The sequence below is a fragment of the Marinobacter sp. genome, from assembly GCF_041687235.1.
Taxonomy (GTDB): domain Bacteria; phylum Pseudomonadota; class Gammaproteobacteria; order Pseudomonadales; family Oleiphilaceae; genus Marinobacter.
The window spans coordinates 12,527-36,100 of sequence record NZ_JAWLCH010000003.1 but is presented as its reverse complement, the minus strand read 5'-3'; the positions used below and the strand labels follow the sequence as shown (position 1 = coordinate 36,100).

Annotated in this window: 26 protein-coding genes; 15 read left to right on the top strand and 11 right to left on the bottom strand. The window is 57.4% G+C overall.

Features of this window, described 5'->3' with window-relative positions:
* Nucleotides 1-2 precede the first annotated feature (2 nt).
* From ACESMK_RS05660 to ACESMK_RS05615, 10 genes are all read right to left on the bottom strand, one after another.
* Nucleotides 3-272, bottom strand: a complete 270-nt coding sequence (locus ACESMK_RS05660) for an HPr family phosphocarrier protein (RefSeq protein WP_372996139.1) — start codon at nucleotides 270-272, stop codon at nucleotides 3-5.
* Nucleotides 273-279: 7 nt separating this feature from the next.
* On the bottom strand, nucleotides 280-1,164 hold the full coding sequence (gene rapZ / locus ACESMK_RS05655) for an RNase adapter RapZ (RefSeq protein ID WP_372996137.1): 885 nt from the start codon (nucleotides 1,162-1,164) through the stop codon (nucleotides 280-282).
* Nucleotides 1,165-1,192: 28 nt separating this feature from the next.
* A complete protein-coding gene (ptsN, locus tag ACESMK_RS05650) occupies nucleotides 1,193-1,663 on the bottom strand; it encodes a PTS IIA-like nitrogen regulatory protein PtsN (protein ID WP_372996135.1) in 471 nt (156 codons plus the stop codon).
* A gap of 87 nt (nucleotides 1,664-1,750) precedes the next feature.
* On the bottom strand, nucleotides 1,751-2,059 hold the full coding sequence (gene hpf, locus ACESMK_RS05645) for a ribosome hibernation promoting factor (protein WP_372996133.1): 309 nt from the start codon (nucleotides 2,057-2,059) through the stop codon (nucleotides 1,751-1,753).
* A gap of 106 nt (nucleotides 2,060-2,165) precedes the next feature.
* On the bottom strand, nucleotides 2,166-3,686 hold the full coding sequence (locus ACESMK_RS05640; RefSeq protein WP_372996131.1) for an RNA polymerase factor sigma-54: 1,521 nt from the start codon (nucleotides 3,684-3,686) through the stop codon (nucleotides 2,166-2,168).
* Between the two features lie 158 nt (nucleotides 3,687-3,844).
* Nucleotides 3,845-4,570, bottom strand: coding sequence for an LPS export ABC transporter ATP-binding protein (lptB, locus tag ACESMK_RS05635; protein ID WP_372996129.1), 726 nt, complete (start codon nucleotides 4,568-4,570; stop codon nucleotides 3,845-3,847).
* On the bottom strand, nucleotides 4,548-5,114 hold the full coding sequence (lptA, locus tag ACESMK_RS05630; RefSeq protein WP_372996127.1) for a lipopolysaccharide transport periplasmic protein LptA: 567 nt from the start codon (nucleotides 5,112-5,114) through the stop codon (nucleotides 4,548-4,550). The genes lptB and lptA overlap by 23 nt, the downstream gene beginning before the upstream one ends.
* Complete coding sequence (lptC, locus tag ACESMK_RS05625) at nucleotides 5,098-5,682, bottom strand: LPS export ABC transporter periplasmic protein LptC (RefSeq protein WP_372996125.1); 585 nt, start codon at nucleotides 5,680-5,682, stop codon at nucleotides 5,098-5,100. The genes lptA and lptC overlap by 17 nt, the downstream gene beginning before the upstream one ends.
* The gene (kdsC, locus tag ACESMK_RS05620) at nucleotides 5,679-6,227 is read right to left on the bottom strand and encodes a 3-deoxy-manno-octulosonate-8-phosphatase KdsC (protein ID WP_372996123.1); all 549 of its coding nucleotides are present in this window, start codon (nucleotides 6,225-6,227) and stop codon (nucleotides 5,679-5,681) included. Before kdsC ends, lptC begins: the two co-directional genes overlap by 4 nt.
* A gap of 1 nt (nucleotide 6,228) precedes the next feature.
* Complete coding sequence (locus ACESMK_RS05615) at nucleotides 6,229-7,209, bottom strand: KpsF/GutQ family sugar-phosphate isomerase (RefSeq protein ID WP_372996121.1); 981 nt, start codon at nucleotides 7,207-7,209, stop codon at nucleotides 6,229-6,231.
* A gap of 188 nt (nucleotides 7,210-7,397) precedes the next feature.
* Here ACESMK_RS05615 and ACESMK_RS05610 point away from each other — a divergent pair, with 188 nt between their 5' ends.
* The 11 genes from ACESMK_RS05610 (at nucleotide 7,398) to ACESMK_RS05560 (ending at nucleotide 16,119) form a co-directional block, all read left to right on the top strand.
* Nucleotides 7,398-8,210: an ATP-binding cassette domain-containing protein gene (locus ACESMK_RS05610; RefSeq protein WP_372996119.1), complete on the top strand. Its 813-nt coding sequence runs from the start codon at nucleotides 7,398-7,400 to the stop codon at nucleotides 8,208-8,210.
* Nucleotides 8,207-8,989, top strand: a complete 783-nt coding sequence (mlaE, locus tag ACESMK_RS05605; protein WP_064228694.1) for a lipid asymmetry maintenance ABC transporter permease subunit MlaE — start codon at nucleotides 8,207-8,209, stop codon at nucleotides 8,987-8,989. Before ACESMK_RS05610 ends, mlaE begins: the two co-directional genes overlap by 4 nt.
* Nucleotides 8,990-9,023: 34 nt before the next feature.
* Nucleotides 9,024-9,473 carry an outer membrane lipid asymmetry maintenance protein MlaD gene (gene mlaD / locus ACESMK_RS05600; protein ID WP_372996117.1) on the top strand — a complete coding sequence of 150 codons (450 nt, stop codon included), beginning with the start codon at nucleotides 9,024-9,026 and terminating at the stop codon, nucleotides 9,471-9,473.
* Nucleotides 9,474-9,505: 32 nt separating this feature from the next.
* Nucleotides 9,506-10,159 (top strand): phospholipid-binding protein MlaC, encoded by a 654-nt coding sequence (locus ACESMK_RS05595; RefSeq protein ID WP_372996115.1) that lies wholly within the window; start codon nucleotides 9,506-9,508, stop codon nucleotides 10,157-10,159.
* Nucleotides 10,156-10,488 (top strand): lipid asymmetry maintenance protein MlaB, encoded by a 333-nt coding sequence (locus ACESMK_RS05590; protein ID WP_372996113.1) that lies wholly within the window; start codon nucleotides 10,156-10,158, stop codon nucleotides 10,486-10,488. Before ACESMK_RS05595 ends, ACESMK_RS05590 begins: the two co-directional genes overlap by 4 nt.
* A 104-nt stretch (nucleotides 10,489-10,592) precedes the next feature.
* The gene (locus ACESMK_RS05585; RefSeq protein WP_372996111.1) at nucleotides 10,593-10,835 is read left to right on the top strand and encodes a BolA family protein; all 243 of its coding nucleotides are present in this window, start codon (nucleotides 10,593-10,595) and stop codon (nucleotides 10,833-10,835) included.
* Between the two features lie 28 nt (nucleotides 10,836-10,863).
* Nucleotides 10,864-12,126, top strand: a complete 1,263-nt coding sequence (gene murA / locus ACESMK_RS05580) for a UDP-N-acetylglucosamine 1-carboxyvinyltransferase (protein ID WP_372996109.1) — start codon at nucleotides 10,864-10,866, stop codon at nucleotides 12,124-12,126.
* Nucleotides 12,127-12,155: 29 nt separating this feature from the next.
* The gene (gene hisG, locus ACESMK_RS05575; RefSeq protein WP_372996107.1) at nucleotides 12,156-12,797 is read left to right on the top strand and encodes an ATP phosphoribosyltransferase; all 642 of its coding nucleotides are present in this window, start codon (nucleotides 12,156-12,158) and stop codon (nucleotides 12,795-12,797) included.
* Between the two features lie 53 nt (nucleotides 12,798-12,850).
* Complete coding sequence (hisD, locus tag ACESMK_RS05570) at nucleotides 12,851-14,155, top strand: histidinol dehydrogenase (RefSeq protein ID WP_372996105.1); 1,305 nt, start codon at nucleotides 12,851-12,853, stop codon at nucleotides 14,153-14,155.
* A gap of 3 nt (nucleotides 14,156-14,158) precedes the next feature.
* Nucleotides 14,159-15,211 (top strand): histidinol-phosphate transaminase, encoded by a 1,053-nt coding sequence (gene hisC / locus ACESMK_RS05565; protein WP_372996103.1) that lies wholly within the window; start codon nucleotides 14,159-14,161, stop codon nucleotides 15,209-15,211.
* A 164-nt stretch (nucleotides 15,212-15,375) separates the two neighbouring features.
* Nucleotides 15,376-16,119 (top strand): Nif3-like dinuclear metal center hexameric protein, encoded by a 744-nt coding sequence (locus tag ACESMK_RS05560; protein WP_372996101.1) that lies wholly within the window; start codon nucleotides 15,376-15,378, stop codon nucleotides 16,117-16,119.
* A gap of 227 nt (nucleotides 16,120-16,346) precedes the next feature.
* Here the strand turns inward: ACESMK_RS05560 and ACESMK_RS05555 are convergent, their stop codons facing one another.
* Nucleotides 16,347-16,787 (bottom strand): YhcB family protein, encoded by a 441-nt coding sequence (locus ACESMK_RS05555; RefSeq protein WP_372996099.1) that lies wholly within the window; start codon nucleotides 16,785-16,787, stop codon nucleotides 16,347-16,349.
* A 231-nt stretch (nucleotides 16,788-17,018) separates the two neighbouring features.
* Between ACESMK_RS05555 and zapE the strand changes: the two genes are divergently transcribed.
* The 4 genes from zapE to ACESMK_RS05535 all read left to right on the top strand — a co-directional run bounded on the left by zapE (nucleotide 17,019) and on the right by ACESMK_RS05535 (nucleotide 23,436).
* A complete protein-coding gene (gene zapE, locus ACESMK_RS05550) occupies nucleotides 17,019-18,116 on the top strand; it encodes a cell division protein ZapE (RefSeq protein ID WP_372996699.1) in 1,098 nt (365 codons plus the stop codon).
* A 235-nt stretch (nucleotides 18,117-18,351) separates the two neighbouring features.
* Entirely contained in the window at nucleotides 18,352-19,536 is a 1,185-nt protein-coding gene (locus ACESMK_RS05545) for a thiolase family protein (protein ID WP_372996097.1), read from the top strand.
* Between the two features lie 635 nt (nucleotides 19,537-20,171).
* A complete protein-coding gene (locus tag ACESMK_RS05540; RefSeq protein WP_372996095.1) occupies nucleotides 20,172-22,040 on the top strand; it encodes a DUF1302 domain-containing protein in 1,869 nt (622 codons plus the stop codon).
* A gap of 34 nt (nucleotides 22,041-22,074) precedes the next feature.
* Nucleotides 22,075-23,436 carry a DUF1329 domain-containing protein gene (locus ACESMK_RS05535; RefSeq protein ID WP_372996093.1) on the top strand — a complete coding sequence of 454 codons (1,362 nt, stop codon included), beginning with the start codon at nucleotides 22,075-22,077 and terminating at the stop codon, nucleotides 23,434-23,436.
* Nucleotides 23,437-23,574: the final 138 nt, after the last annotated feature.

Here is a 23,574-nt window from a genome sequence, read left to right as displayed (position 1 = left end):
AATTACTCGCCCTCACCAAAATAGTCATTGATCAGCGCGACCAGGGCCTCTATGGCCTGCTCCTCATCCGGGCCGTCGGCCATGAGCTCCACATCCGTGCCCTTGCTGGCGGCCAGCATCATTACCTGCATGATGTTTTTCGCGTCCACGTCCCGGCCTTTGCCGCTGATCCTGACATTGCTGTCGAATTCGGAGGCCGTGGCAACCAGCTTTGCGGTGGCGCGTGCGTGCAGACCCAGTTTGTTGATGATAGTAATCGGGCGGCGAATCATGGGCTGATCAGATCTCTCCCCGCGTCTGCAGGTGTGGCAGTTCGGTATGGCGCACCTGCACATTGCTGTAGCGTTGCCGGAAATACTCGCCCAGCTGTTCACACACGTAGACCGACCGGTGCTGGCCACCGGTGCAGCCAATGGAAATGGTCATATAGCTCCGGTTACTGTCAGCGAAAGAGGGCAGCCAGGTATCCAGAAATGTCCTGAGATCGTCAACCATCTTGCTGGTTACCGGCTCTTTCTCGAGGAATTCAATCACCGGCTGATCCGTACCCACGTACTTTCTGAGGCTGGTGTCCCAATAGGGGTTGGGGAGGCAGCGAACATCAAAGACGTAGTCGGAATCCAGCGGCACGCCATGCTTGAAACCGAACGACTGGAACAGCAGGGCCAGCTCCTGATCTTTCCGTCCCACCACACGCTGTTTCACCATGTCCCGGAGCTCGTACATGGACATGCCGGTGGTGTTCACATACAGGTCGGAAAGCTTGGACAACGGCTCAAGAAGTTTTTTCTCACTGGTTATGGCCTCACGGAGGGAGGTCTTGTCGTCGCTTAGCGGGTGTTTTCTGCGAGTGGCATGAAAACGCTGGAGCAGAGATTGTTCATCGGCGTCCAGGAAGATGATCTCAACGGTAACTCCGGTCTCCTGAAGGCGACGGTAGATCTCTTCGAAATTGGCTAATTCCCCCGACAGGTTGCGGGCATCGATGCTCACGGCCATCTTGCCCAGCCGGCCGGGTTTTGTCTGGCTTGCCGCTTCCCGGGTGAGGGGAAAGAGCAGGCCGATGGGAAGATTGTCGATGCAATAGAATCCGAGGTCTTCAAGCACATGAAGGGCGGTACTTTTGCCCGAGCCAGACCTGCCACTGACGATAATCAGCTTCATGACCACGTTACCTCCACTGCAATGAATGTCATCCGCCCGAGGCGGTCATGCGCTGGTACAGCGTGCTGGCATCCTCGCATTGCCGGAGGCGGTCACAGAATGATCGCTCGTTGAACTTCTCGGCCAGCTGACTGAGCAGCTCCAGGTGTTCGCTGGTCGCCTCCTTTGGCACGATCAGGGCAAAGATGAGATCCACGGGCTGATTGTCGATGGCATCGAACTCAACGCTTTCTTCCAGCGTCATCAGCACACCCACCACGTGAGCAAGGCCTTCCAGGCGGCAGTGGGGAATGGCTATTCCCTGGCCGATGCCGGTACTTCCCAGGCGCTCCCGGGAAATCAGGTTGTTGAAGATCTGGGTTTCGCTGAGCGTATTGTCCTGCTGGTTTATCTGCTCGGCAATAAACTCCAGGGCCCGTTTCTTGCTGGACGCCGCAACCCGGCAAAGGGTCAGCTCCGGTGCAAGAATGTTGTCTATGGTCAGGGATGTGTCGCTCATGGGTCGACTGCATTTCCGTTAAAAAAAGGCTGCGACACGTTTACGCATGTCGCAGCTCGATTAGATGACTTGCATGAAAACAGCGAGTTAGCGAGAGCCGTTTCCGTGCATCCGGTCTACATTCTTTTCTTTGTGCTTGAGGATCTGGCGGTCCAGCTTGTCGATCAGGGCATCGATGGCTGCGTACATGTCCTCATTTTCTGCCTTTGCGTGAATCTCACCACCAACCACGTGCAGCGTGGCTTCCGCAATCTGGCGCACCTTTTCCACTTCCAGGGTCACCTGGCAGTTGCTGATGTGGTCAAAGTGACGCTCGAGCTTCTCGAACTTGTCTGAAACATAATCCTTCAGTGCGGGAGTCAGTTCTACGTGATGGCCTGAAATATTGAGTTGCATAGGCGTCTCCTGTTGTCATCGTGCCGGCTCCCGGGGAGCCGGTCTGGGTGCTGGCGCATTGTGCGCCGGCGAATACGGTGTTGCGTCCTGTCCTGCCCCCGGATGTTCAGACCAGCCGCTTACGCTCGTTGGACGGCGGAATGTGCATGGCCTCCCGGTACTTGGCAACGGTGCGTCGTGCAACCTTGATCCCCTGTTCTCCTAGCATGGCTGCAATTTTACTGTCGCTCAACGGCTTTTTGGGGGTTTCCGCGGCAATCAGTTTCTTGATCATTGCCCGGATGGCCGTGGAGGAGCATTCTCCGCCCTCGTCAGTACTGACATGGCTGGAGAAGAAATACTTCAGTTCGAAAATGCCCCGGGGGGTATGCATGTATTTCTGGGTGGTTACCCGCGAAATCGTCGATTCATGCATTTCGACCGCCTGGGCAATGTCCGAGAGGATCAGCGGCTTCATCGCTTCCTCGCCGTGATCCAGGAATCCCTGCTGGTGCTCGACAATACGGGTCGCCACTTTCAGCAGGGTCTCATTGCGGCTCTGGAGGCTCTTGATAAACCATTTGGCTTCCTGCAACTGGTCACGCAGGTAGGTGTTGTCTGCACTGCTGTCCGCACGCCGTATAAGTGAAGCATAGCTGGCATTGACCCGGATGCGCGGTGCAATTTCCGGATTCAGCTCTACCCGCCAGCGGCCATTGTGCTTGCGAACGATCACGTCCGGAATCACATAATCGGGCTCGGCACGGTCGATCACGTCACCGGGCCGTGGATTCAGGCCGGTAATCAGCGCCAGGACCTCCCGCAACTGATCTTCTTTCAGGCGGCTTCTGCGCAGCAACTGGGCGTAATCCCGGTTCCCCAACAGGTTGATGTAATGGGTAATCACCAGGCGTGCCTGGGCCAGCCAGGGTGTGGCCGGCGGCAGCTGGTTGAGTTGGATGAGCAGGCATTCCTGGAGATCCCGGGCAAACACACCGGGTGGGTCGAAGTGCTGAAGGCGGTGCAGGACGGCCTCAACTTCATCCAGTTCCAGGGGGTCTTCTTCGTTCTCATCCAGCAGGCCGGCGTGAATCTCTTCCAGCGGGCTGGTGAGATAGCCCCGCTCATCCACTGCATCCATCAGGGCGTGGGCAATGGCCTGATCCCGTTCGCTCAAAGGGGTCAGGTTGAGCTGCCATTCCAGGTGATCACGAAGCGTTTCAGTGGGTGAGTTACGGGTTTCGAAATCATGATCGTTTTCGTCGTCGTTACGTGCCGCCGGTGCTGGTGCGGACTGATAAATGTCGTCCCAGGCAGTGTCTACCGGCAGGTCGTCCGGAATGTTATCCGGAATGTCGTTTTCCGAGGCCCAGTCCGGGCCATTTTCGGACTCATCCCAGTCGCTGGCCGGTTCGGGCGCGGTTTCAGCGGCAGACTCGGCGGCGTTGGCCTCGCGCTCATCATTCTCGGCGCTTGCGTCCGGCTGGTCGTCATCCTCCGATGTTTCCAGCATGGGGTTGGATTCCAGTGCCTGCTGGATTTCCTGCTGGAGGTCGAGGGTAGAGAGCTGGAGAAGCCGGATCGCCTGTTGCAGCTGGGGCGTCATGGTCAGGCTCTGACCCAGCTTTAACTGTAAGGAGGCTTTCATAACCATGGTTCAGGATCCGTCACTCATCAGCGCTTTGTGTCATGGGTGGTGAAAAAAATCTTTATATGCCGGTTACTTGCCGTGGTTTTGTTTTACCCTAGCAAGTTCTTTGCCGAGTTTACTTGCTACAGATCATCAAAACAATCAGCCATTCGGTATCAAAGCCTGAATTCGTCGCCGAGATAGACTTCCTTGACCTGCTGGTTGGCCAGGATGGCGTCGGCGTTGCCAGAGGCAATAATGTGGCCCCCGGAGACGATGTAGGCATTCTCGCAGATGTCCAGGGTCTCACGCACGTTGTGGTCGGTGATCAGAACGCCGATGCCCTTGTCCCGCAAGTGCCGGATGATGTGCTTGATATCACTGACCGAAATGGGGTCAACACCGGCGAAAGGCTCATCCAGCAAGATAAAGGCCGGCTCCATGGCCAGGGCCCTGGCAATTTCCACCCGGCGGCGTTCGCCGCCGGACAGGGCCATGCCAACGCTGTCGCGGATGTGGGTAATGTGGAATTCCTCAAGCAGCTCTTCGAGCTTTTTCTCCCGATCAGCCTTGCTCAGACCCCGGCGGGTTTCGAGGATGGCCATGATGTTGTCGCGCACGGAGAGCTTGCGAAATACTGAGGCTTCCTGGGGCAGGTAACCGATGCCTTGCTGGGCACGGCCGTGCATAGGCAGGGGGGTAATATCCCGGCTGTCGATCGTGATCCGGCCGCGATCGGCGGGCACAAGCCCCACGATCATGTAGAAACAGGTGGTTTTTCCTGCGCCGTTGGGGCCCAGCAGCCCGACGATCTCCCCGCTGCGTATTTCCAGGGAAACGTCGATCACAACTTTTTTCTGCTTGTAACTCTTTGCCAGATTACTGGCTCTCAGAACTGCCATCGGTTTCCTGTCTGTCAGTGCGTCTGTCGGCGCTGCGTGGCTGAATCACCATTTCTACCCGGCCGGTACCTTCTCCGGCGTCGGCGCCGCCCTCTGCGGTTACAACCCGGCCAGCGGTATCATAATGAATGACATCGCCCCGGAACAGGTTGCCATTCTGTTCGATGACCGCCTCCCGTTCAAAGGTCAGGCGGCTTTCAGTTGCCGACCAGGTAATGTTCAGGGCCCGTGCGTCGGTTTCACCTTCGCCCTCACGGGTCGGCTGCCGGTATCGCGCCGGGGTGCCGGAGGCCTCGATCCGGCTCAGCCCTTCTTCAGTCCGGTACAGGACCACGCGGTCTGCGCTCAGGCGGGTGTTGCCCTGTTCAAGCTCGACAGCCCCGGTGTAAGTGGCGATACCCTGGCCGTCATCCAGTCGGGCGTTGTCGGCACTGACCTTGATGGGGGTGTCTGAGTCAAGGTCGAAAGCGGCTGCAGGCCCGGTGATGGCAAAGGCCAGCAGGGCAGCCATCAGGCTCCGGTATCGTTTAGTTTCCGGTTTCATAGCGTCCTTCTACCTGGGAGTTCAGTTCCAGAATCCGCTCGTCTATCCACGCCTTCATGCCCGTGGCCCGGGTGATGCCGGTAACGTCGCGTATTTCTACGGGTGAGTCTGTGTAGACCATGCTCTGGTCGTTATCCAGAGTCAGGGTTGATGTTGTCAGTATGGCCTCCCGTTCGCCAATGGTGCGCTCAATCCGGACATTGTCGGTCAGATACACCAGATTTTCATTCTGGAGCAGGCTGCCATTGTCGGCTTCGACAATCCAGGGCAGGGCATCGTCGCCGCCATAGAGCTCCGCCCGGGGAGATTCCATGGTGGCCAGATTGCCTTCCTCAAACTGCTCGATGCGGGGGCTGGCAAACCGGATCTTCAGGTTGCCGGACTCATCGAAGGAGGTATACCGGCCGTTGACCACGAACCCATCCGGCTCGGCATCGCCTCTTAGCGCCGCCGCCTCGTCATCGATCATCGGCGGTTCATCGCTGCGCCAGAGCAGGAACACGGCTGCCGCCACGGTGCCAGCCAGCGCCAGGGTTCGCAGCCAGGGCCGGTCCGGCAGCCAGTTCACGCGTCGGACTCCAGGTAGGGGGCCAGCGCTGCGTCAAGCTTGCCCTGGGCCGTCAGCAGAAGGTCGCAGGCTTCCCTGACTGCGCCGCTGCCACCCGGTACCCGGGTGCAGTAGTCGGCATGCTGTTGCACCAGCCAGTAGCCGTTCGGCACCGTGATTCCCAGGCCCGCGAACCTCAGCGCTGGCAGGTCTGGCAGATCGTCGCCCATATAGGCAATCGCCTCCGGCCTGATATCCATGGTGCTGACCAGTTCCTGAAGCGCTACTTTCTTGTCCTCCCGTCCCTGCATCAGGTGCGGGATGCCCAGATCCCGCATGCGCTTCTCGGTCAGTGGTGACTTTCGACCGGTGATAACCGCCACGGTAATGCCTGCCGCCATCAGTTGCTTCAGGCCAAGACCATCAAGGATGTTGAAAGCCTTCAGTTCATCACCGGTTGCGCTGAAATAAAGTTTGCCGTCGCTCATGATGCCGTCGACATCGAGGGCAATCAGGCGGATGTTGGCGGCTTTTGCCAGCAGCGATTCGGGCCATTCATGACGCATATCAGATGACCCCGGCCCGCAGCAGATCGTGCATGTTGATTGCGCCCACCAGAGCGCCCTGGCCGTCGGTCACCGGCAGTGCGTTGATCTTCATTTCTTCCATCACGTTCAGCGCTTCCGCCGCCAGATGATCGGCCTGGATGGTTTTGCCGTTCCGGGTCATCACCTCGCTGATGGGTGTGTTGTGGATATCCACCGAGCGATCCAGAGTCCGGCGCAGGTCACCGTCCGTAAATATGCCCGTGAGGGTGCCCTGTTCATTGACAACCGTGGTCATGCCCAGGCCCTTGCGGGAGATTTCCAGAAGGGCACCGCTCAGGGGGGTGCTCTCGTTGACCATCGGGATGCGATCACCACTATGCATGATGTCGGACACCCGCAGCAGCAGCCTCCGCCCCAGGCTTCCACCGGGATGGGAGAAGGCAAAATCCTCGGCACTGAAGCCCCGGGCCTCCAGCAGGGCAACCGCCAGGGCATCGCCCATCACCAGGGTGGCGGTCGTGGAGGACGTGGGTGCCAGGCCAAGGGGGCAGGCTTCTACCATAACGCTGACATCCAGGTTGGCGACGGCCTCCCGGGCCAGGGTGGAGCTGGCATTTCCGGTCATGCTGATCAGCGGGGCACCCATGCGCTTGATCAGTGGCAGAATGGTGACCACCTCGCTGGTGTTGCCGCTGTTTGAAATGGCGATCACCACGTCCTGGGGCGTAATCATGCCCATGTCGCCGTGACTTGCCTCGCCGGGGTGAACGAAGAAAGACGGTGTGCCCGTGCTGGCAAGGGTGGCGGCGATCTTGTTGCCGATATGGCCGGATTTCCCCATCCCGGTCACAACCACGCGGCCCTTGCAGTTCATGATGACTTCGCAGGCCCGGGTAAACTGTTCGTCAATCCGGCTCTCAAGGGCGTCGATGGCGTCGCGCTCGATACGGATGGCGCGTATGGCTGAGGTGCGGAAATCGTTGGGAGTCTGTTCGGTCATCGGGCTTTGGGCCTGGCTGTCGGGACATTGAAAATGTTCGGCAGAGTATACCATTTTCACCCGGCAACGATGCCCGGTTACCGAAAGTTCAGTCAAACTGATCATTGCTATCAGTACATTTTGGGCACTTTGGATTGAGCTTGGGCGCTCCTTGGCATAATGTAGCCCCTCTTTAAAAGGTAAGGACTATGAATTCACCGGCTTACATATCGCTCAAGGATGTCGTGTTCTCCCGTTCAGGGCGCCGTATCTTCGACGGTGTCAGCCTGGATATTCCCCGCGGCAAAATTACCGCCATCATGGGACCCAGTGGAACCGGTAAAACAACGCTGCTGCGGCTGATCGGCGGCCAGCTTCGGCCGGATTCCGGCAGTGTCGTGATGGACGGTCATGAAGTCCCGAAGCTCAAGCGCAAGGCTCTTTACAGCCTCCGGGAAAAAATGGGCATGCTGTTCCAGAGTGGAGCCCTGTTCACCGACCTGAACGTATTCGAGAACGTGGCCTTTCCGCTTCGCGTCCACACAAAGCTGCCGGAAGACATGATTCGCGACATCGTTTTGATGAAGCTTGAAGCCGTCGGTTTGCGTGGCGCCCGGAAATTAATGCCCTCGGAACTGTCCGGCGGCATGACCCGCCGGGTTGCCCTGGCCCGCAGTATTGCCCTGGACCCGGAGCTCATCATGTACGACGAGCCATTTGCCGGCCAGGATCCGATTGCCATGGGCGTGCTGGTCAAGCTGATCAGCGATCTGAACAGTTCCATGGGCCTGACCAGCGTTCTGGTCTCCCACGATGTACCTGAATCCCTCAGCATCTGCCATTACGCCTGCATTATCTCGGACGGCAAGGTGATCGGGGAGGGTACGCCGGACGAGTTGCGGGCGCATGCTTCCGGGAAGGTCCAGCAGTTCCTCCAGGGACAGCCGGATGGCCCGGTGCCATTCCATTACCCGGCTGAGGGCGCCGCCCGGGACTTCGGATTGTCCGGGGGTGTGTCTTGATCGAGAGAATCGCGGCATTCGGGCGTCTGGGGCTCGATATCGTCTCATCATTCGGTCGCTCAGGTCGTTTCCTGGCCGGTGTTCTCGGTGGTGTGCCCAGGCCGGCGACCGGTTTCCCGCTTCTGCTGAAGCAGCTCTACGCCGTTGGTGTGCTGTCGCTGGCCATTATTGTGGTGTCCGGTCTGTTTATCGGCATGGTGTTGGGGTTGCAGGGGTACACTATCCTGAGCGACTACGGCTCCGAAGCGGCCATCGGGCAGATGATTGCCCTGACCCTGGTGCGGGAACTCGGGCCGGTGGTCACCGCATTGCTGTTCGCGGGGCGCGCGGGTTCGGCGCTGACGGCAGAGATTGGTCTGATGAAAGCCACCGAGCAGCTGTCCAGCATGGAAATGATGGGCGTGGACCCGCTGCGGCGCGTGATTGCGCCCCGCCTCTGGGCCGGATTCATTGCCATGCCGGTGCTTGCGGTCATATTCTCGGTGGTTGGCATCTGGGGCGGTATGCTGGTGGGTGTGGACTGGCTGGGTGTGTTTGAAGGCTCCTTCTGGGGCAATATGCAGTCGTCGGTGGATTTTGTGGATGATGTTCTGAACGGCGTCATCAAAAGCGTTGTTTTCGGCTTTGTCTGCGCCTGGATTGCGGTCTACCAGGGTTATGACTGTGTGCCGACATCGGCAGGCATCAGTTCGGCCACTACCAAGACTGTGGTGTACTCATCGCTGGCAGTGTTGGGGCTGGATTTTGTACTGACCGCTGTCATGTTTGGCGATTTCTGAACCATCGATTAACGAAATAATACCGGAGCCGGAAATGGCACAGAGAACCACTGAGATCATAGTTGGCCTGTTCATGATCGCAGGCTGCGCTGCGCTGCTCTTCCTGGCGCTGCAGGTGAGCGGACTGTCGCCGAAATCGGCCGAGAGCACCTACACCATTTACGCCAACTTCAACGATACCGGCGGGCTTACTCCCCGTGGCCGGGTGTCCATGGCTGGTGTCACCGTTGGCACCATCGACGCAATCAGTCTGGACAAGGAGACCTTTCAGGCGCGGGTTGAGATGTCGATCCATTCTGACGTCGACAACATTCCGTCCGACAGTTCCGCAGTTATACGTACATCCGGCCTGCTCGGTGAGCAGTACATTGATATATCGATCGGGGCCGAAATGGATTCGCTGAAAGAGGGCGATACCTTCTATTCAACACAGTCGGCCATGAACCTTGAGCGACTGATCAGTAATTTTGCGTCGGGCCGCTGATCCGGACCGGGAAGATTCAACAGGAGATCCTGATGTTTGCATTGAAACACCACATTCTGCTCGGCCTTCTGATGGCCCTGGTTCTGGTTACGCCGGCGCAGGCAGGCGAAGCGGAGGATCTCCGCCAATACGTGGATGAGAACACCCAGCGCCTTGTGGAGAAGCTCAATGAAGAGCGAGGTCTTTATGACGAGGATCCCGAGGCCTTCTATGAAAGCATGGATCAGGCGCTGACGAATTTTGTCGACTTCCGCCGCATTGCTGCCCGGGTGATGGGCCGCTATGCTCGCCAGACCACGCCCGAGCAGCGGGATGAGTTCGTGGTCAAGTTCAAGCGCAGCCTGTTTGACAGCTACGCGCAGGCTCTGGTCAATGCGGACGACTTCGAGATTCAGGTCAAGGAAGCGACCATCAACCCCCAGAGCGACGACCGTGCGTCCGTACAGATGGAAGTCATCAGTGCATCCGGTAATCGTTACCCGGTGACCTATTCGATGTACAAGACCGCCGACGGCAAATGGTTGATGGAAAACATCATCGTTGAAGGCGTGAATATCGGTCTGGCGTTCCGGGATCGCTTCAGCCAGGAAATGGAAGAAAATCGCGGCCAGATTCAGGCGGTCATCGACGGCTGGAGTGACGCGGTTGAATCCCTCAATCTGGAGCAGGAAGTGGATAACTCATGACCGCAGGTCTGCCCCGGGTTCAACTGGCGGATGGCGTCCTGAAGGTTACCGGCGAGGTCACGGCTGAGACAGTCGTCGGTTTGAGGAAGCAGGGCGAGACGCTTATCAGGACGGCATCTGGTGATCTGGTCATAGATCTTGACGGTCTGGTGACTGCCCACAGCGTGGTTCTGTCCATGCTGCTGTGCTGGCAGCGTCTTGCTCACCAGAAAGGCATTGCCCTGTCTTTCCGGGGTGTCAGCGGCCGTCTGTCGTCGCTGGCTGCCCTGAGCAATCTGGATGATCAGCTTGCTGGCTTTGGCGCCGAATCGGCCAGCCCCGCGCACTGAATTTTCCGGCTTCGGCCCCTTTGTTTACCGGACAGTAAAGCTGACCCGAGCTCCGGAATTGGTTACAATCTCGCCCCTGATTTCAAAACACCCGAGGATTTTCTATGGATGCCACCCAAGTCACCGAGCTGGTCAAGGAAGCCTTGCCCGACTGTGAAGTTCAGGTACAGGTCGACGGTACCCATTACCTGGTCGTCGTGGTGGGTGATGTATTCGAAGGCCTGCCGACCATCAAGCGCCAGCAACTGATCAACAAGGCGCTGTTCCAGCAGATCATGGATGGCTCAATTCACGCACTTCACCCGAAAGCATTTACTCCGGCTGAATGGGCTGAGCGCCAGGGCTGAATGGCCCGGACAAAACAGGATATTTATTGTGGACAAACTTCTGATCAGGGGCCGCAAGCCTCTGGATGGTGAAATCCGGATTTCCGGTGCCAAGAACGCCGCACTGCCAATTCTGGCGGCAACCCTGCTGGCGGATGAGCCGGTAACCGTCGGCAATCTGCCACACCTGCACGACGTGACCACCATGATCGAGCTTCTGGGTCGGATGGGCGTTGAAGTCATCATTGATGAGAAGATGAGCGTGGAAATTCACGCCAATACCATCAAGCATTTCCACGCGCCCTACGAGCTGGTGAAAACCATGCGCGCCTCCATCCTGGTGCTGGGTCCGCTGGTAGCACACTTCGGCGAAGCGGAAGTGTCCCTGCCCGGTGGCTGTGCCATCGGCAGCCGCCCGGTAAACCTGCACATTCACGGCCTGGAAATGATGGGCGCGGATATCAAGGTTGAGAACGGCTACATCAAGGCGAAGACCAACGGCCGCCTGAAGGGCGCCCATATTTTCCTGGATACCGTTACGGTAACCGGTACCGAAAATCTTATGATGGCGGCTGCGCTGGCAGACGGAAAAACCATCCTGGAGAACGCCGCCCGCGAACCGGAAGTGGTCGACCTTGCCGAGTGTCTGATCGCCATGGGCGCAGATATCAAGGGCCACGGTACCGCCACCATCGAAATCAACGGTGTTGAGCGCCTGCACGGCTGTCATTACAACGTGCTGCCGGACCGGGTTGAAACCGGTACTTATCTGGTGGCCGCCGCTGCGACCGGTGGCCGGGTCAAGCTGAAAGATACCCGGGAAGGCCTGCTGGAAGCCGTTGTGCTCAAGCTTGAAGAGGCCGGTGCCCACATTAATACCGGCCCGGACTGGATTGAGCTGGACATGAAAGGCAATCGCCCGAAAGCGGTGAGCCTGCGCACAGCACCTTACCCGGCATTTCCCACGGACATGCAGGCCCAGTTCGCCGCCATGAACGCAGTGGCCGAAGGCACCGGTACCATCGTGGAAACGGTGTTCGAAAACCGGTTCATGCACCTGCAGGAGCTGATCCGCATGGGTGCCGACATCACGCTTGAGGGCAATGCCGCCATCATCAAAGGCGTGGATCACCTCACCGGCGCACCGGTCATGGCTACCGACCTCAGGGCCTCGGCCAGCCTGGTGATCGCGGGTCTGATGGCCGACGGCGATACCATTGTCGACCGCATCTACCATATCGATCGCGGCTACGAGTGTATCGAAGAGAAACTGCAGTTGCTGGGTGCCACTATCCGCCGCCTGCCAGCGTGAAAGACAACAACGGGAAACCGGAAGAATCCATGACAGATTCCATAACCATCGCCTTGTCGAAGGGACGAATCCTGGAAGAAACCCTGCCGCTGCTCGCGGAAGCGGGTATTGAGCTGATCGACGACGTCAAAAAGTCCCGGAAACTGGTGTTCCCGACCACGGATCCCAATGTGCGGGTACTGATTATCCGGGCTACCGACGTGCCGACCTATGTTCAGTATGGCGGCGCGGACCTTGGCGTAACCGGTAAAGATGTGCTGATGGAGCACGGTGGCGAAGGGCTTTACGAGCCCCTGGACCTGAATATTTCCCGTTGCCGCCTGATGACCGCCGGTCCGAAAGACCAGACGCCACCCTCCGGTCGTATCAAGGTCGCGACAAAGTTCGTCAACCTGGCCCGCCGGTACTATTCGGCGCAAGGTCGCCAGGCAGACATCATTAAACTGTACGGCGCCATGGAACTGGCTCCGATTCTTGGTCTGGCGGATGAGATCGTCGATATCGTCGATACCGGCAACACACTGAAGGCCAACGGCCTTGAAGCCCGCGAGTTGATTGAGCATATCAGCAGCCGGTTGGTGGTGAATCGCGCGTCCATGAAGATGAAACACGAGCGTATTAACCCCATAATCGAAAAGATGTCCGCAGCTGTTGAGAAACGCCGGCTCTAGTGCAAGAGCCGGCCAGAGTCAGTTAGTCGTTAATCCCATACAGGATTTGAGTTATGACCGCGAAGATCACCCGATTGAACGCCTCCCAGAGTGACTTTAATGATGCGTTGGCCAAACTGCTGGCCTGGGACGACAGCGTTGATCATCAGGTGAACGAGTCGGTGCGTCATATCCTGCATGAGGTGAAAACCCGGGGTGACCAGGCGGTTCTGGAGTTTACCGAGAAGTTCGATCGCCTGAAGGTTGGCTCTGTCGCCGAGCTGGAAATGGAGCAGAGCCGACTGCAAAAGGCTCTGGAAGCGATCCCCCAGGACCAGCGGGTTGCCCTGGAAAAAGCCGCTGAGCGGATCCGTGACTATCACGAGCGCCAGAACCAGAAGTCCTGGCAGTATGAAGACGAAGACGGAACGGTCCTTGGCCAGAAGGTAACGCCGCTGGATCGGGCGGGTTTGTATGTGCCCGGCGGCAAAGCCGCTTATCCGTCGTCCGTGCTCATGAACGCCATTCCCGCAAAGGTCGCGGGCGTCAGCGAGGTGGTGATGGTTGTTCCGACACCGGACGGTGTGGTGAATGACATGGTCCTGGCCTCCGCAGCGATTGCCGGTGTTGACCGGGTCTTCACCGTTGGCGGCGCCCAGGCCGTTGGCGCGCTGGCCTATGGCACAGAAACCATTCCCGCCGTTGATAAAATCGTTGGCCCCGGCAACATTTTTGTTGCCACCGCCAAGCGTGAAGTCTTTGGCGTTGTCGGCATCGACATGATCGCCGGCCCTTCGGAGATCCTGGTGATCTGCGATGGCAAAACCGACCCCGACTGGATTGCCATGGACCTGTTCTCCCAGGCGGAACACGACGAACAGGCCCAGTCTATCCTGATCAGCCCGGATGCCGAATTCCTGGATGCGGTTGAGGCCAGCATCAATAAGCTGCTGCCAACCATGGAACGTGCCGATATCATTCGCACCTCCATGACCGACCGCGCCGCGTTGATCCAGGTCGCCGACCTGAAAGAGGCCGCCGAAGTGTCCAACCGCATCGCTCCGGAACACCTGGAGCTGTCGGTAGAAGACCCCGAGGCCATGCTCGAAGACATCCGCCACGCCGGCGCCATCTTTATGGGCCGCTACACCGCAGAAGCCCTCGGCGACTACTGCGCCGGCCCGAACCACGTACTGCCCACCAGCGGCACCGCACGGTTCTCCTCACCGCTGGGTGTCTACGACTTCCAGAAACGGTCTTCCATCATCGGTTTCAGCGCTGCCGGTGCCGACCGCATGGGGCGCGTGGCGTCGGTTCTGGCTCGTGGCGAGGGGTTAACCGCTCACGCCCGTTCGGCGGAATATCGGATTAAGGACTGATTTATGAGCAAATTCTGGAGCCCTTTGGTAAACGACCTGGTTCCATACGTCCCAGGCGAACAGCCAAAAATGGCCAACCTGGTGAAGCTGAACACCAATGAAAACCCCTTCGGCCCCTCACCAAAAGTCATCGAAGCCATCCAGGCCGAACTGAACGACGGCTTGCGCCTCTATCCGGACCCGGAAGGCGAAAGCCTGCGCCAGACCATTGCGGCGTACCACAAGGTAACGCCGGAACAGGTTTTCCTCGGCAACGGCTCGGATGAAGTCCTGGCCCACATTTTCTTCGCCCTGTTCCAGCACGGCGAACGGATTCTGTTTCCGGACATTACCTACAGCTTTTACCCGGTGTACTGCGGCCTCTATAACATCGAGAGCAAAAAAGTACCGCTGACAGATAGCTTCGAAATCAACCCGGACGATTTCAAACAACCCAACGGCGGCGTGATCTTCCCGAACCCGAACGCGCCAACCGGGCGTTATCTGGAGCTCCAGTATGTGGAGGAAATTCTGACCGCCAATCCGGACCGTGTCGTCGTTGTGGACGAAGCCTACATCGATTTCGGTGGGGAATCGGCGATCACCCTGGTCGACAAATACCCGAACCTGCTGGTATCCCAGACGCTCTCCAAGGCCCGTTCACTGGCCGGTTTGCGAGTCGGTTTCGCCGTCGGCCATCCGGACCTGATCGAGGCCCTGAACCGTGTAAAGAACAGCTTTAACAGCTACCCGCTGGACCGCCTGGCTCTGGCAGGCGCGAAGGCGGCCTACGAGGATGAGGCCTGGTTCCGGAAGTGCTGCGATGGCGTGATCTCCGAGCGCGAGCGGGTCACTGCGGCTCTCGAGGATCTTGGGTTTGAGGTGTTACCCTCAAAGGCAAACTTTATCTTTGCCCGTCACAACGGTCAGCCGGGTGAGGTTTTGGCCAAAGGCCTGAGGGAGCAGGGCATTATCGTTCGGCATTTCAACAAGCCCCGAATCAGCGACTTCCTGCGCATCACCATTGGCACTGTTGAGCAGAATGATGCTTTGATTGCTGGCCTCGAACTGCTCTAGCCTTCGGGGCTAGCGGGCGCGCAAGGCAGGCGCCCCTTTCCGGGAACCGCTACGAGCACATCCATGTGCGCTTGACGTCGGCCATCCTTGGCCGCCGACATTCCCGGAAAGGGGCGCCTGCCTCGCTCGTCGAACGTCTCTGAAATAGTCCGGAGAAAGAATTTATGGCTGAACGGAATCATATTCTTGAGAAGATAAACGAATGGCTTAGGCCGGGTGATTTTCAAGACTACTGTCCCAACGGTCTTCAGGTTGAAGGCAAGTCCGAAATCAGAACTGTTATCTCTGGCGTAACCGCCTCAAAAGCGCTGATTGAAGCTGCCATCGAAGCGAACGCCGATATGATCCTGGTCCACCACGGCTACTTCTGGAAAGGTGAAGACCAGCGCATTCAGGGGATGAAACGAGAACGTTTGAAGCAACTCCTGGACAACGACATCAATCTTGTCGCCTACCATCTCCCGCTGGATGATCATCCCGAATACGGCAACAACCGTCAGCTGGCGGATGTTCTCAATATCAGGAATCCGCGCCCATTAGGCGGTTTGGTGTGGGAAGGCGAGCTGGAAGAAGCAATGTCTCCCGAGAAATTCGGTCTCCACATCGCAAGGCAGCTTCACCGCGAGCCGCTCTGGGTTGGCGAAGGTCCGGCTGAGATCAAGCGGGTAGGGTGGTGCACCGGCGCCGCACAGGGGTTTATTAACACGGCGCTGGATGCAGGACTCGATGCCTATATCAGCGGTGAAATCTCCGAGCCGACGACGCATACGGCTAGGGAATGTGGCATTCATTATTACGCTGCCGGGCACCACGCGACCGAGCGTTACGGTGTACAAGCGCTCGGGAAGGCGTTAGCCCAGGAGTTTGGCGTTGCCCACAAATTCATCGATTGCGACAACCCGGTCTGATCGCGAATAGGTGGTCAGACGAAGGCTTGATGCGAATTGCACGGAGTTGATGGAGCGGGGTAATCACCCCTTTCCGAGAATGTCGGCGGCCAAGGATGGCCGACGTCAAGCGCACATGGATGTGCTCGTAGCGGTTCTCGGAAAGGGGTGATTACCCCGGTCCCTCCTCAAACTTAGCAGTCTTATCGAGACTAAACTCCCAAATTTCCGCGAGAGCAAAAAAGAACTCAGGCCTGCTGAGCCTTATCACCCTTCTTGAGCCCAAAGTCCTCAGCAAGCGTGCCGGAATCCTTCGGATCCGTCTTCGGGGCATAATCCCGAGGCGGCTCGGCGGCGTCCTCGCGCACTTCCTCCAGGCGCTTCTTGGAAGTCTCCTGTGCCAACTCCTCCATCCAGTCTTCGTCATTGCAAAGACGATTGGCACCGCGGGCCATGTGCTGGTTCACATCGCGGTAGGCGTCATTGAACCGGCGCAGCAAATGGGCCGACTCCATAAAATGCTCATTCACCTGGGCCTGGTAGCGGGTATATTCGCTTCTCAGTTCCTCAATCTGCTGTTCCGCCCGGCGCTGCCGAAGCGTCGTTCCCTGCCCGGAACGGCCAACAAATACCCCGATGACAATGCCAACAACCAATGCGGCAATCGCTGCCAGAATCAGGTTTGTCATATGCTGTGTCGTCCTTTTACCTAGAAGTGAGCCAAGCCCCTGTTACACGAGTATAACGCCCCGGGCTCCATCATCCCATGATTGTGGCCTGCGCCAATCGTCGTATTGCTGCCCAGGCGCCCAACGTGGCGAAAAATCGCCAAATGCGAGACAATACGGCGCCCAAATTTACGACCAACTTCCGGGAATACCTTGATGACAGCTGCGATGTCCTCCGAAACCAGTGCGACCATGACCCCTTGGCAACGTTACCAGAAGGATCTTGAACGCCCGGATTTCCAGAAGGACCCGGCCCAGGAAGATGCCGTCAAGCGCCTTCAGTCACTGTACGACAAACTGGTGGAAGCCGAAAGGGATCGCAGCAAGCCCAAGGCCAAACTTTTCCGCAAGCTCAAGAAAGGCAAGGAAGAGCCGGTCAAGGGCCTGTATTTCTGGGGTGGGGTAGGTCGTGGAAAAACCTACCTGATGGATACCTTTTACGAATCGCTGCCCTTTGATCGCAAGATGCGGGTCCACTTTCACCGCTTCATGCAGCGGGTCCACAGCGAACTCAAATCCCTCAAGGGCGAGAAAAATCCCCTGGAGCTGGTCTCCAAAAAGTTTGCTGATGAAACCAGGGTCATCTGCTTTGACGAATTTTTCGTGTCGGACATCGGCGATGCCATGATCCTCGCCACCCTGATGGACGGCCTGTTCAGCCGGGGGGTTACCCTGGTGTGCACCTCCAACATTGTCCCGGATGGCCTGTATAAGGATGGCCTTCAGCGCGCACGGTTCCTGCCGGCTATTGAGCTGGTTAAAAAGCACACCGATGTGGTCAACGTGGATGGAGGCGTGGACTACCGGCTTCGGACCCTGGAGCAAGCCGAGCTGTTCCACTCGCCACTGGATGAGGAAGCGGACGTCAGCCTTCGCAAGAGCTTTGATGCCCTGGCGGTTGAAGCGGGAAAACACAGTAAAACCATGGAAATCAACGGCCGCAAGATCCCGGCTCAGGCCCATGCGGATGACGTTGTCTGGTTTGATTTCAAAGACGTGTGCGATGGCCCCCGCAGCCAGAATGATTACATCGAAATGGCCCGGCAGTTCCACGCCATCATCGTCAGCAATGTGCCGGTACTGGGCAAAGAGAAAGACGACCAGGCCCGCCGGTTCATCAACATGATCGATGAATTTTACGACCGTAACGTCAAAGTCATCATCTCCGCAGCGGCGCCCATTACCGAACTCTATACAGGCGGTCGCCTGAGTTTTGAATTCGAGCGCACCGAATCCCGTCTGCTCGAAATGCAGTCCAGGGAATACCTTGAAGCGCCGCATAAACCATAAGTCGCGTCGGATTACGCTTCGCTAATCCGACCTACCTGAAGCGAGACCCCGTAGGTCGGGTTAGCAAAGCGTAACCCGACAAACCCACTGGGAAAGAAACCACCCAAGAGTAGGTCGGATTAGCGAAGCGTAATCCGACAAACCCAACTGGAAAGAAAACACCCAAGAGTAGGTCGGATTAGCGAAGCGTAATCCGACAAAAACCTACCAAGACAACCAACAGAGAGATTCAGAAATGAGCACAGACAACGTAGTAATCGTAAGCGGTGTCCGCACCCCCATGGGCGGATTCCAGGGCAGCCTGGCAAGCGTCAACGCCACCGACCTGGGCGCCATCACCATCGCCGAGGCCGTGAAGCGCGCCGGTCTTCAGCCTGCGGATGTGCAGGAGGTTATCATGGGCAACGTACTGCCTGCCGGCCTCAAGCAGGGCCCGGCCCGCCAGGCCATGCGCAAGGCTGGATTGCCGGATAACACCGGCGCCACCACCATCAACAAACTCTGCGGCTCCGGTATGAAAGCCGCCATGTTCGCCCACGACCTCATCAAAGCCGGCAGCAACGACATCATGGTCGCCGGTGGCATGGAAAGCATGTCCAATGCCCCCTATATCCTGCAAGGCGTGCGTAGCGGTTACCGCATGGGGCCGGGACAGGCGCCCCAGGATCACATGTTCCTCGACGGACTTGAAGACGCCGAAACCGGTCGGCTGATGGGCGCCTTCGCCCAGGAAATGGCCGACAAGAAAGGCTATACCCGGGAAGAAATGGACGAATACGCCATCACTTCTCTCACGCGGGCCAAGAAAGCCATTGAAGAGGGCCTGCTGAAAGACGAAATTATCCCGGTTACCGTCAAGACCCGGAAAGGCGAGGTGGTCGTCGAGGACGACGAGCAGCCCCATAACGCCAACATCGAGAAAATCCCGAGCCTGCGCCCGGCGTTTGCCAAAGACGGCACCGTCACAGCTGCGAACGCGTCCTCCATCTCCGACGGCGCCTCCGCGCTGCTGTTGATGCGGGAATCCGAAGCCGAAAAACGAGGCCTCAAACCCCTGGCCCGCATCGTCGGTCACAGCACCCAGTCCCAGCATCCCTCCGAATTCACCTGCGCCCCGGTTGGCGCCATCGAAACCCTGTTCGGTAAAACCGGCTGGAACAAAGACGACGTGGACCTCTTCGAAATCAACGAAGCCTTCGCCATGGTCGCCATGATGCCCATCCGCGAACTCGGCCTGGACCCGGAAAAAGTCAACATCCACGGCGGCGCCTGCGCCCAGGGTCACCCCGTCGGCTCCACCGGCTCCCGCCTGCTGGTAACCCTTATGTACGCCCTTCAGCGTTACGGCAAAAAGAAAGGTATCGCTGCACTCTGCATTGGTGGTGGTGAAGCCACGGCAATGGCTATCGAGATGCTCTAAGCAGGAAGCCTGGATAGCTCTTTAGCTCAGGTTGTTGGGCAAGGGGCGGTCGCCTTTCTGAAACACGCCGTAAATACATCCCTGTAGGCTTGACGGCAGCATCCCTGCTGCCGACAGTTTCAGAAAGGCGACCGCCCCTTGCTCTCGGAAATGTGAGAAAGCTTTTCGACGCACTGGTATCGAAGGTTTGTTTTGTCTCGAATTTGGCGACATCAGAGTCGCAGATTACATCCGAACTATGGGCGCTGACGCCGGGGTGGGGCTTCCGGGAATGTCGGCGGCCATGGATGGCCGACGTCAAGCGCACATGGATGTGCTCGTAGCGGTTCCCGGAAGCCCCACCCCGGCGGCAGTGCTTTCACCCAAGTTGAAAACATCAAGAAAGCCAGAAAAACCACCAAAACCAAAGTGGTTGCATCCAAATTTGTTGTCTATAGTGATTCTGTGCGACGAAACCCGGCAGCAAGCGGCGGTAATAGAGGTGTGAGAGCAAAATCATACTTTTGACTGATCAAAGCGCCCGAAGGCGTTAGCTATAGTGCCAACATCACGAGCACTGTGCATGAAGCCTCCAATACATCGTGAACACCAATAATCAGAGCAGCGACTCAGAACAACAATGGAGTAGCCTTCCAATGACAAGAAAAACACATCAATGGCAGCGTTGGACCAAATTACCGCTGGCCGTGGCAGTTGCAGCCGGCATGTCCGGTCAGGCAGCCGCCTATTCTTTCTATGTGGGAGATGTGGAAGCCCAGTTCAACACCACCCTGTCCGCGGGTGCCGGTTGGCGGCTTGAGGACCGAGACACTCGTCTCATCGCGCAAGGTAACCTGGACCAATCCGCCAATCTTCCCAATACGGTTGGTGCATCGACCAACAACTATGACGACGGCAACCTTAACTTCGACAAAGGTGATACGTACTCGAAAATCGTTAAGGGTAACAGCGAGCTGTATCTGAATTACTACGTGGATAACCCTTACCTTACTCGGGTAGGTGGATTGTTGCGGGGCCGTTATTGGTATGATTTCGAGTTGAAAGACGAGGCTCGTGCCACAGATGATAATGGCCGAAGCCGTCCGCTGAATGAAAAGGCGTTAGCCAACGCATCTGGCGGGGAAATACTCGACGCCTACATTTTTTCTGACTGGTATTTTGGTGATATCCCCGTCAGTCTCCGTTACGGGAAACAAGTTGTTAGCTGGGGTGAGAGCACGTTCATTCCCGGCGGTATCAACGTCATCAACCCGGTAGACGTTCCCGCTTTCCGGGCACCAGGCTCTGAACTGAAAGACGCCTTGCTGCCGGTGGAAATGTTCTACATGTCCGCCGGTATTACCGAGAACGTCACCGTTGAGACCTTTGTGCAGGCCGATTGGGAACCTATCCGCCCGGATGACTGCGGTACTTTCTTCTCCACGAATGATTTCGCGGCCGACGGGTGTGGACCGGTGTGGCCGCAAGGCACATTGAGCGAATTTGAGAGTCAGCAGCTCGATGCGCAACTCGGCGGCTTTAAAATTGCCCGAGCGGGGGATCGGGAAGCTGATTCCAAGGACCAGTTCGGTATGGCTGTCCGCTGGTATGTGCCTCAGCTCAATGATTCGGAACTGGGCTTTTACTATATTAAGTACAATAGCCGTCTGCCTTATGTAAGTGGCATTGTAAATAACAGTCCGAATGGGGATGGTCTGGCCAACCTGGACTTCCCGCAGTACTTTATTGAGTATCCAGAAAACATCAATCTTTACGGGATCAGTATCAATACCACGACCCCCGGCGGCTGGTCCTTGGGTGCGGAATACAGCTTCCGAGACAACGTGCCTCTGCAGTGGAACGCATTTGAGTTGATCTACGGCGGCCTTCAGTTACCCAATCCTATTACCGGCGATCCAGCAAGTCTTCTTCAGGCCCAGCGTGAAGCAGAGGCTGGTGGAGCGGATTTGTCGGGCCAAGCAGTTTCCGGATACGATCGATTCAATGTATCGCAGGCTCAGTTTACGCTGATCAAGTTCTTTGATCAGGTAATGGGCGCAAGCAGAATGTCTTTGATTACTGAATTCGGTGCCACTTATGTACACGATTTGCCGGGTCTAGATGAGGCTCGTTATGGTCGATCCGGGACTTTTGGAATCGGACCACTTCCTGGAGGGGCATGCGAGCTTGCGCTCAACAACAACCCCACGAATTGTAAAAACGACGGCTTCACAACGGACTTCTCCTGGGGTTACCGTTCCCGTCTGGTCTGGGATTACCCGAACGCCCTGGCCGGTATCAACCTGTCACCGCAGCTGGCCTGGAGTCACGATGTCAAGGGCTACAGCCCGCAGCCGGGTGGTGCATTTAACGAAGGCAGCAAAGCTATCGGCTTGTCCCTGGAAGCGGTATACCAGAACAGCATTACCGGTAACATCGGTTACACAAACTTTTTCGGCGGCAAGCCGTATAACGAGTTGACTGACCGCGATTTCGTGAGTGCGAGCGTTTCATACTCATTCTGAACCCGGAAAGAATTCGTTGAACGAGGGAATTTAAATGAAACTGAACAAGAAACTACTGGCCACAGGCGTTCTGGCAGCGAGCATGTTTGCCGGCCAGGCCTGGGGTGCGGTTTCTGCTGAAGAAGCGGCCAAGCTGGGCGATTCGCTGACACCGATGGGTGCAGAAAAAGCGGGCAACGGTGGCGATATCCCAGCCTGGACAGGCGGCATGACAACGCCTCCCGCTGGCTACAACAATGACGGCATCTATGTGAACCCCTTCGCTGACGAGCAGCCAAAGTTCACCATCGATCAGAGCAACGTCGAGCAGTATAAAGACAAGCTCTCTCCGGGCCAGGTTGCCATGATCGAGCGCTACGACAACTACTTCATGCCGGTGTACGAAACCCACCGTACCGCCGCTTACCCTCAGGAGGTCATGGATGAGACCGTCGAGAACGCAACCACGGTTGAGCTGATCAAGGACGGTAACGGACTGGGCAACTATCAGTCCGCCACACCGTTCCCGATTCCTCAGAACGGCCTGGAAGCGATCTGGAACCACATCACCCGTTATCGCGGTGGTTCGGTGCAGCGGAACGTTGGTCAGGTGACTCCGACGGAAGGCGGCGCCTACTCGGTCGTGAAATTCCAGGACGAGCTGACCTGGCGTACGTACCTGCAGGACTACAGCCCGAATGAAGACGAAAACGTGCTGTTCTACTTCAAGCAGGCCATCACTGCACCGGCCCGTCTGGCGGGTAACGTACTGCTGGTTCACGAAACCATTGACCAGGTAGCAGAGCCGCGTCGGGCGTGGGTATACAACGCCGGTCAGCGTCGTGTACGCCGTGCTCCCCAGGTTGCTTACGACGGACCGGGTACCGCGTCTGACGGTATGCGTACCTCGGATAACTTCGACATGTTCAACGGTGCACCGGACCGTTACAACTGGGAACTGGTGGGCAAGAAGGAAATGTACATTCCGTACAACTCCTACAAGCTGACCGATCGTAGCCTGAGTTATGACCAGATTATCAAGGCCGGTCATATCAACCAGGAATACACCCGCTATGAGCTGCACCGTGTATGGCATGTTCGGGCAACCCTGAAGGAAGGCGCCCGTCACATCTATGCCCAGCGTGACTTCTACATTGATGAAGACTCCTGGCAGGCATCTGTTATCGACCACTACGACGGTCGTGGCGAGCTCTGGCGTGTTGCGGAAGCCCACAACATGCAGTTCTACGATCAGGATGTGCCCTGGTACGCCATCGAGACCCTGTACGACCTGCTCTCTGGCCGTTACCTGGCGCTTGGTCTGACCAACGAAGAAAGCAACCCGTATGAGTTTGGTGTTCAGCGTCACTCCAGGGATTACACGCCGGCGGCACTGCGCCGCGCCGGTACCCGGTAAGCGCTGCTCTGCAGACTTGAAAAACGGCGGGCCCTCGGGCCCGCCGTTTTTTTAACACACGATAAAATCCTTTTACGTCAAAATTTTGCAGCCTACCCCTCAATTGGTTTAACCTTCCTATCATACTAAAGGCGTACC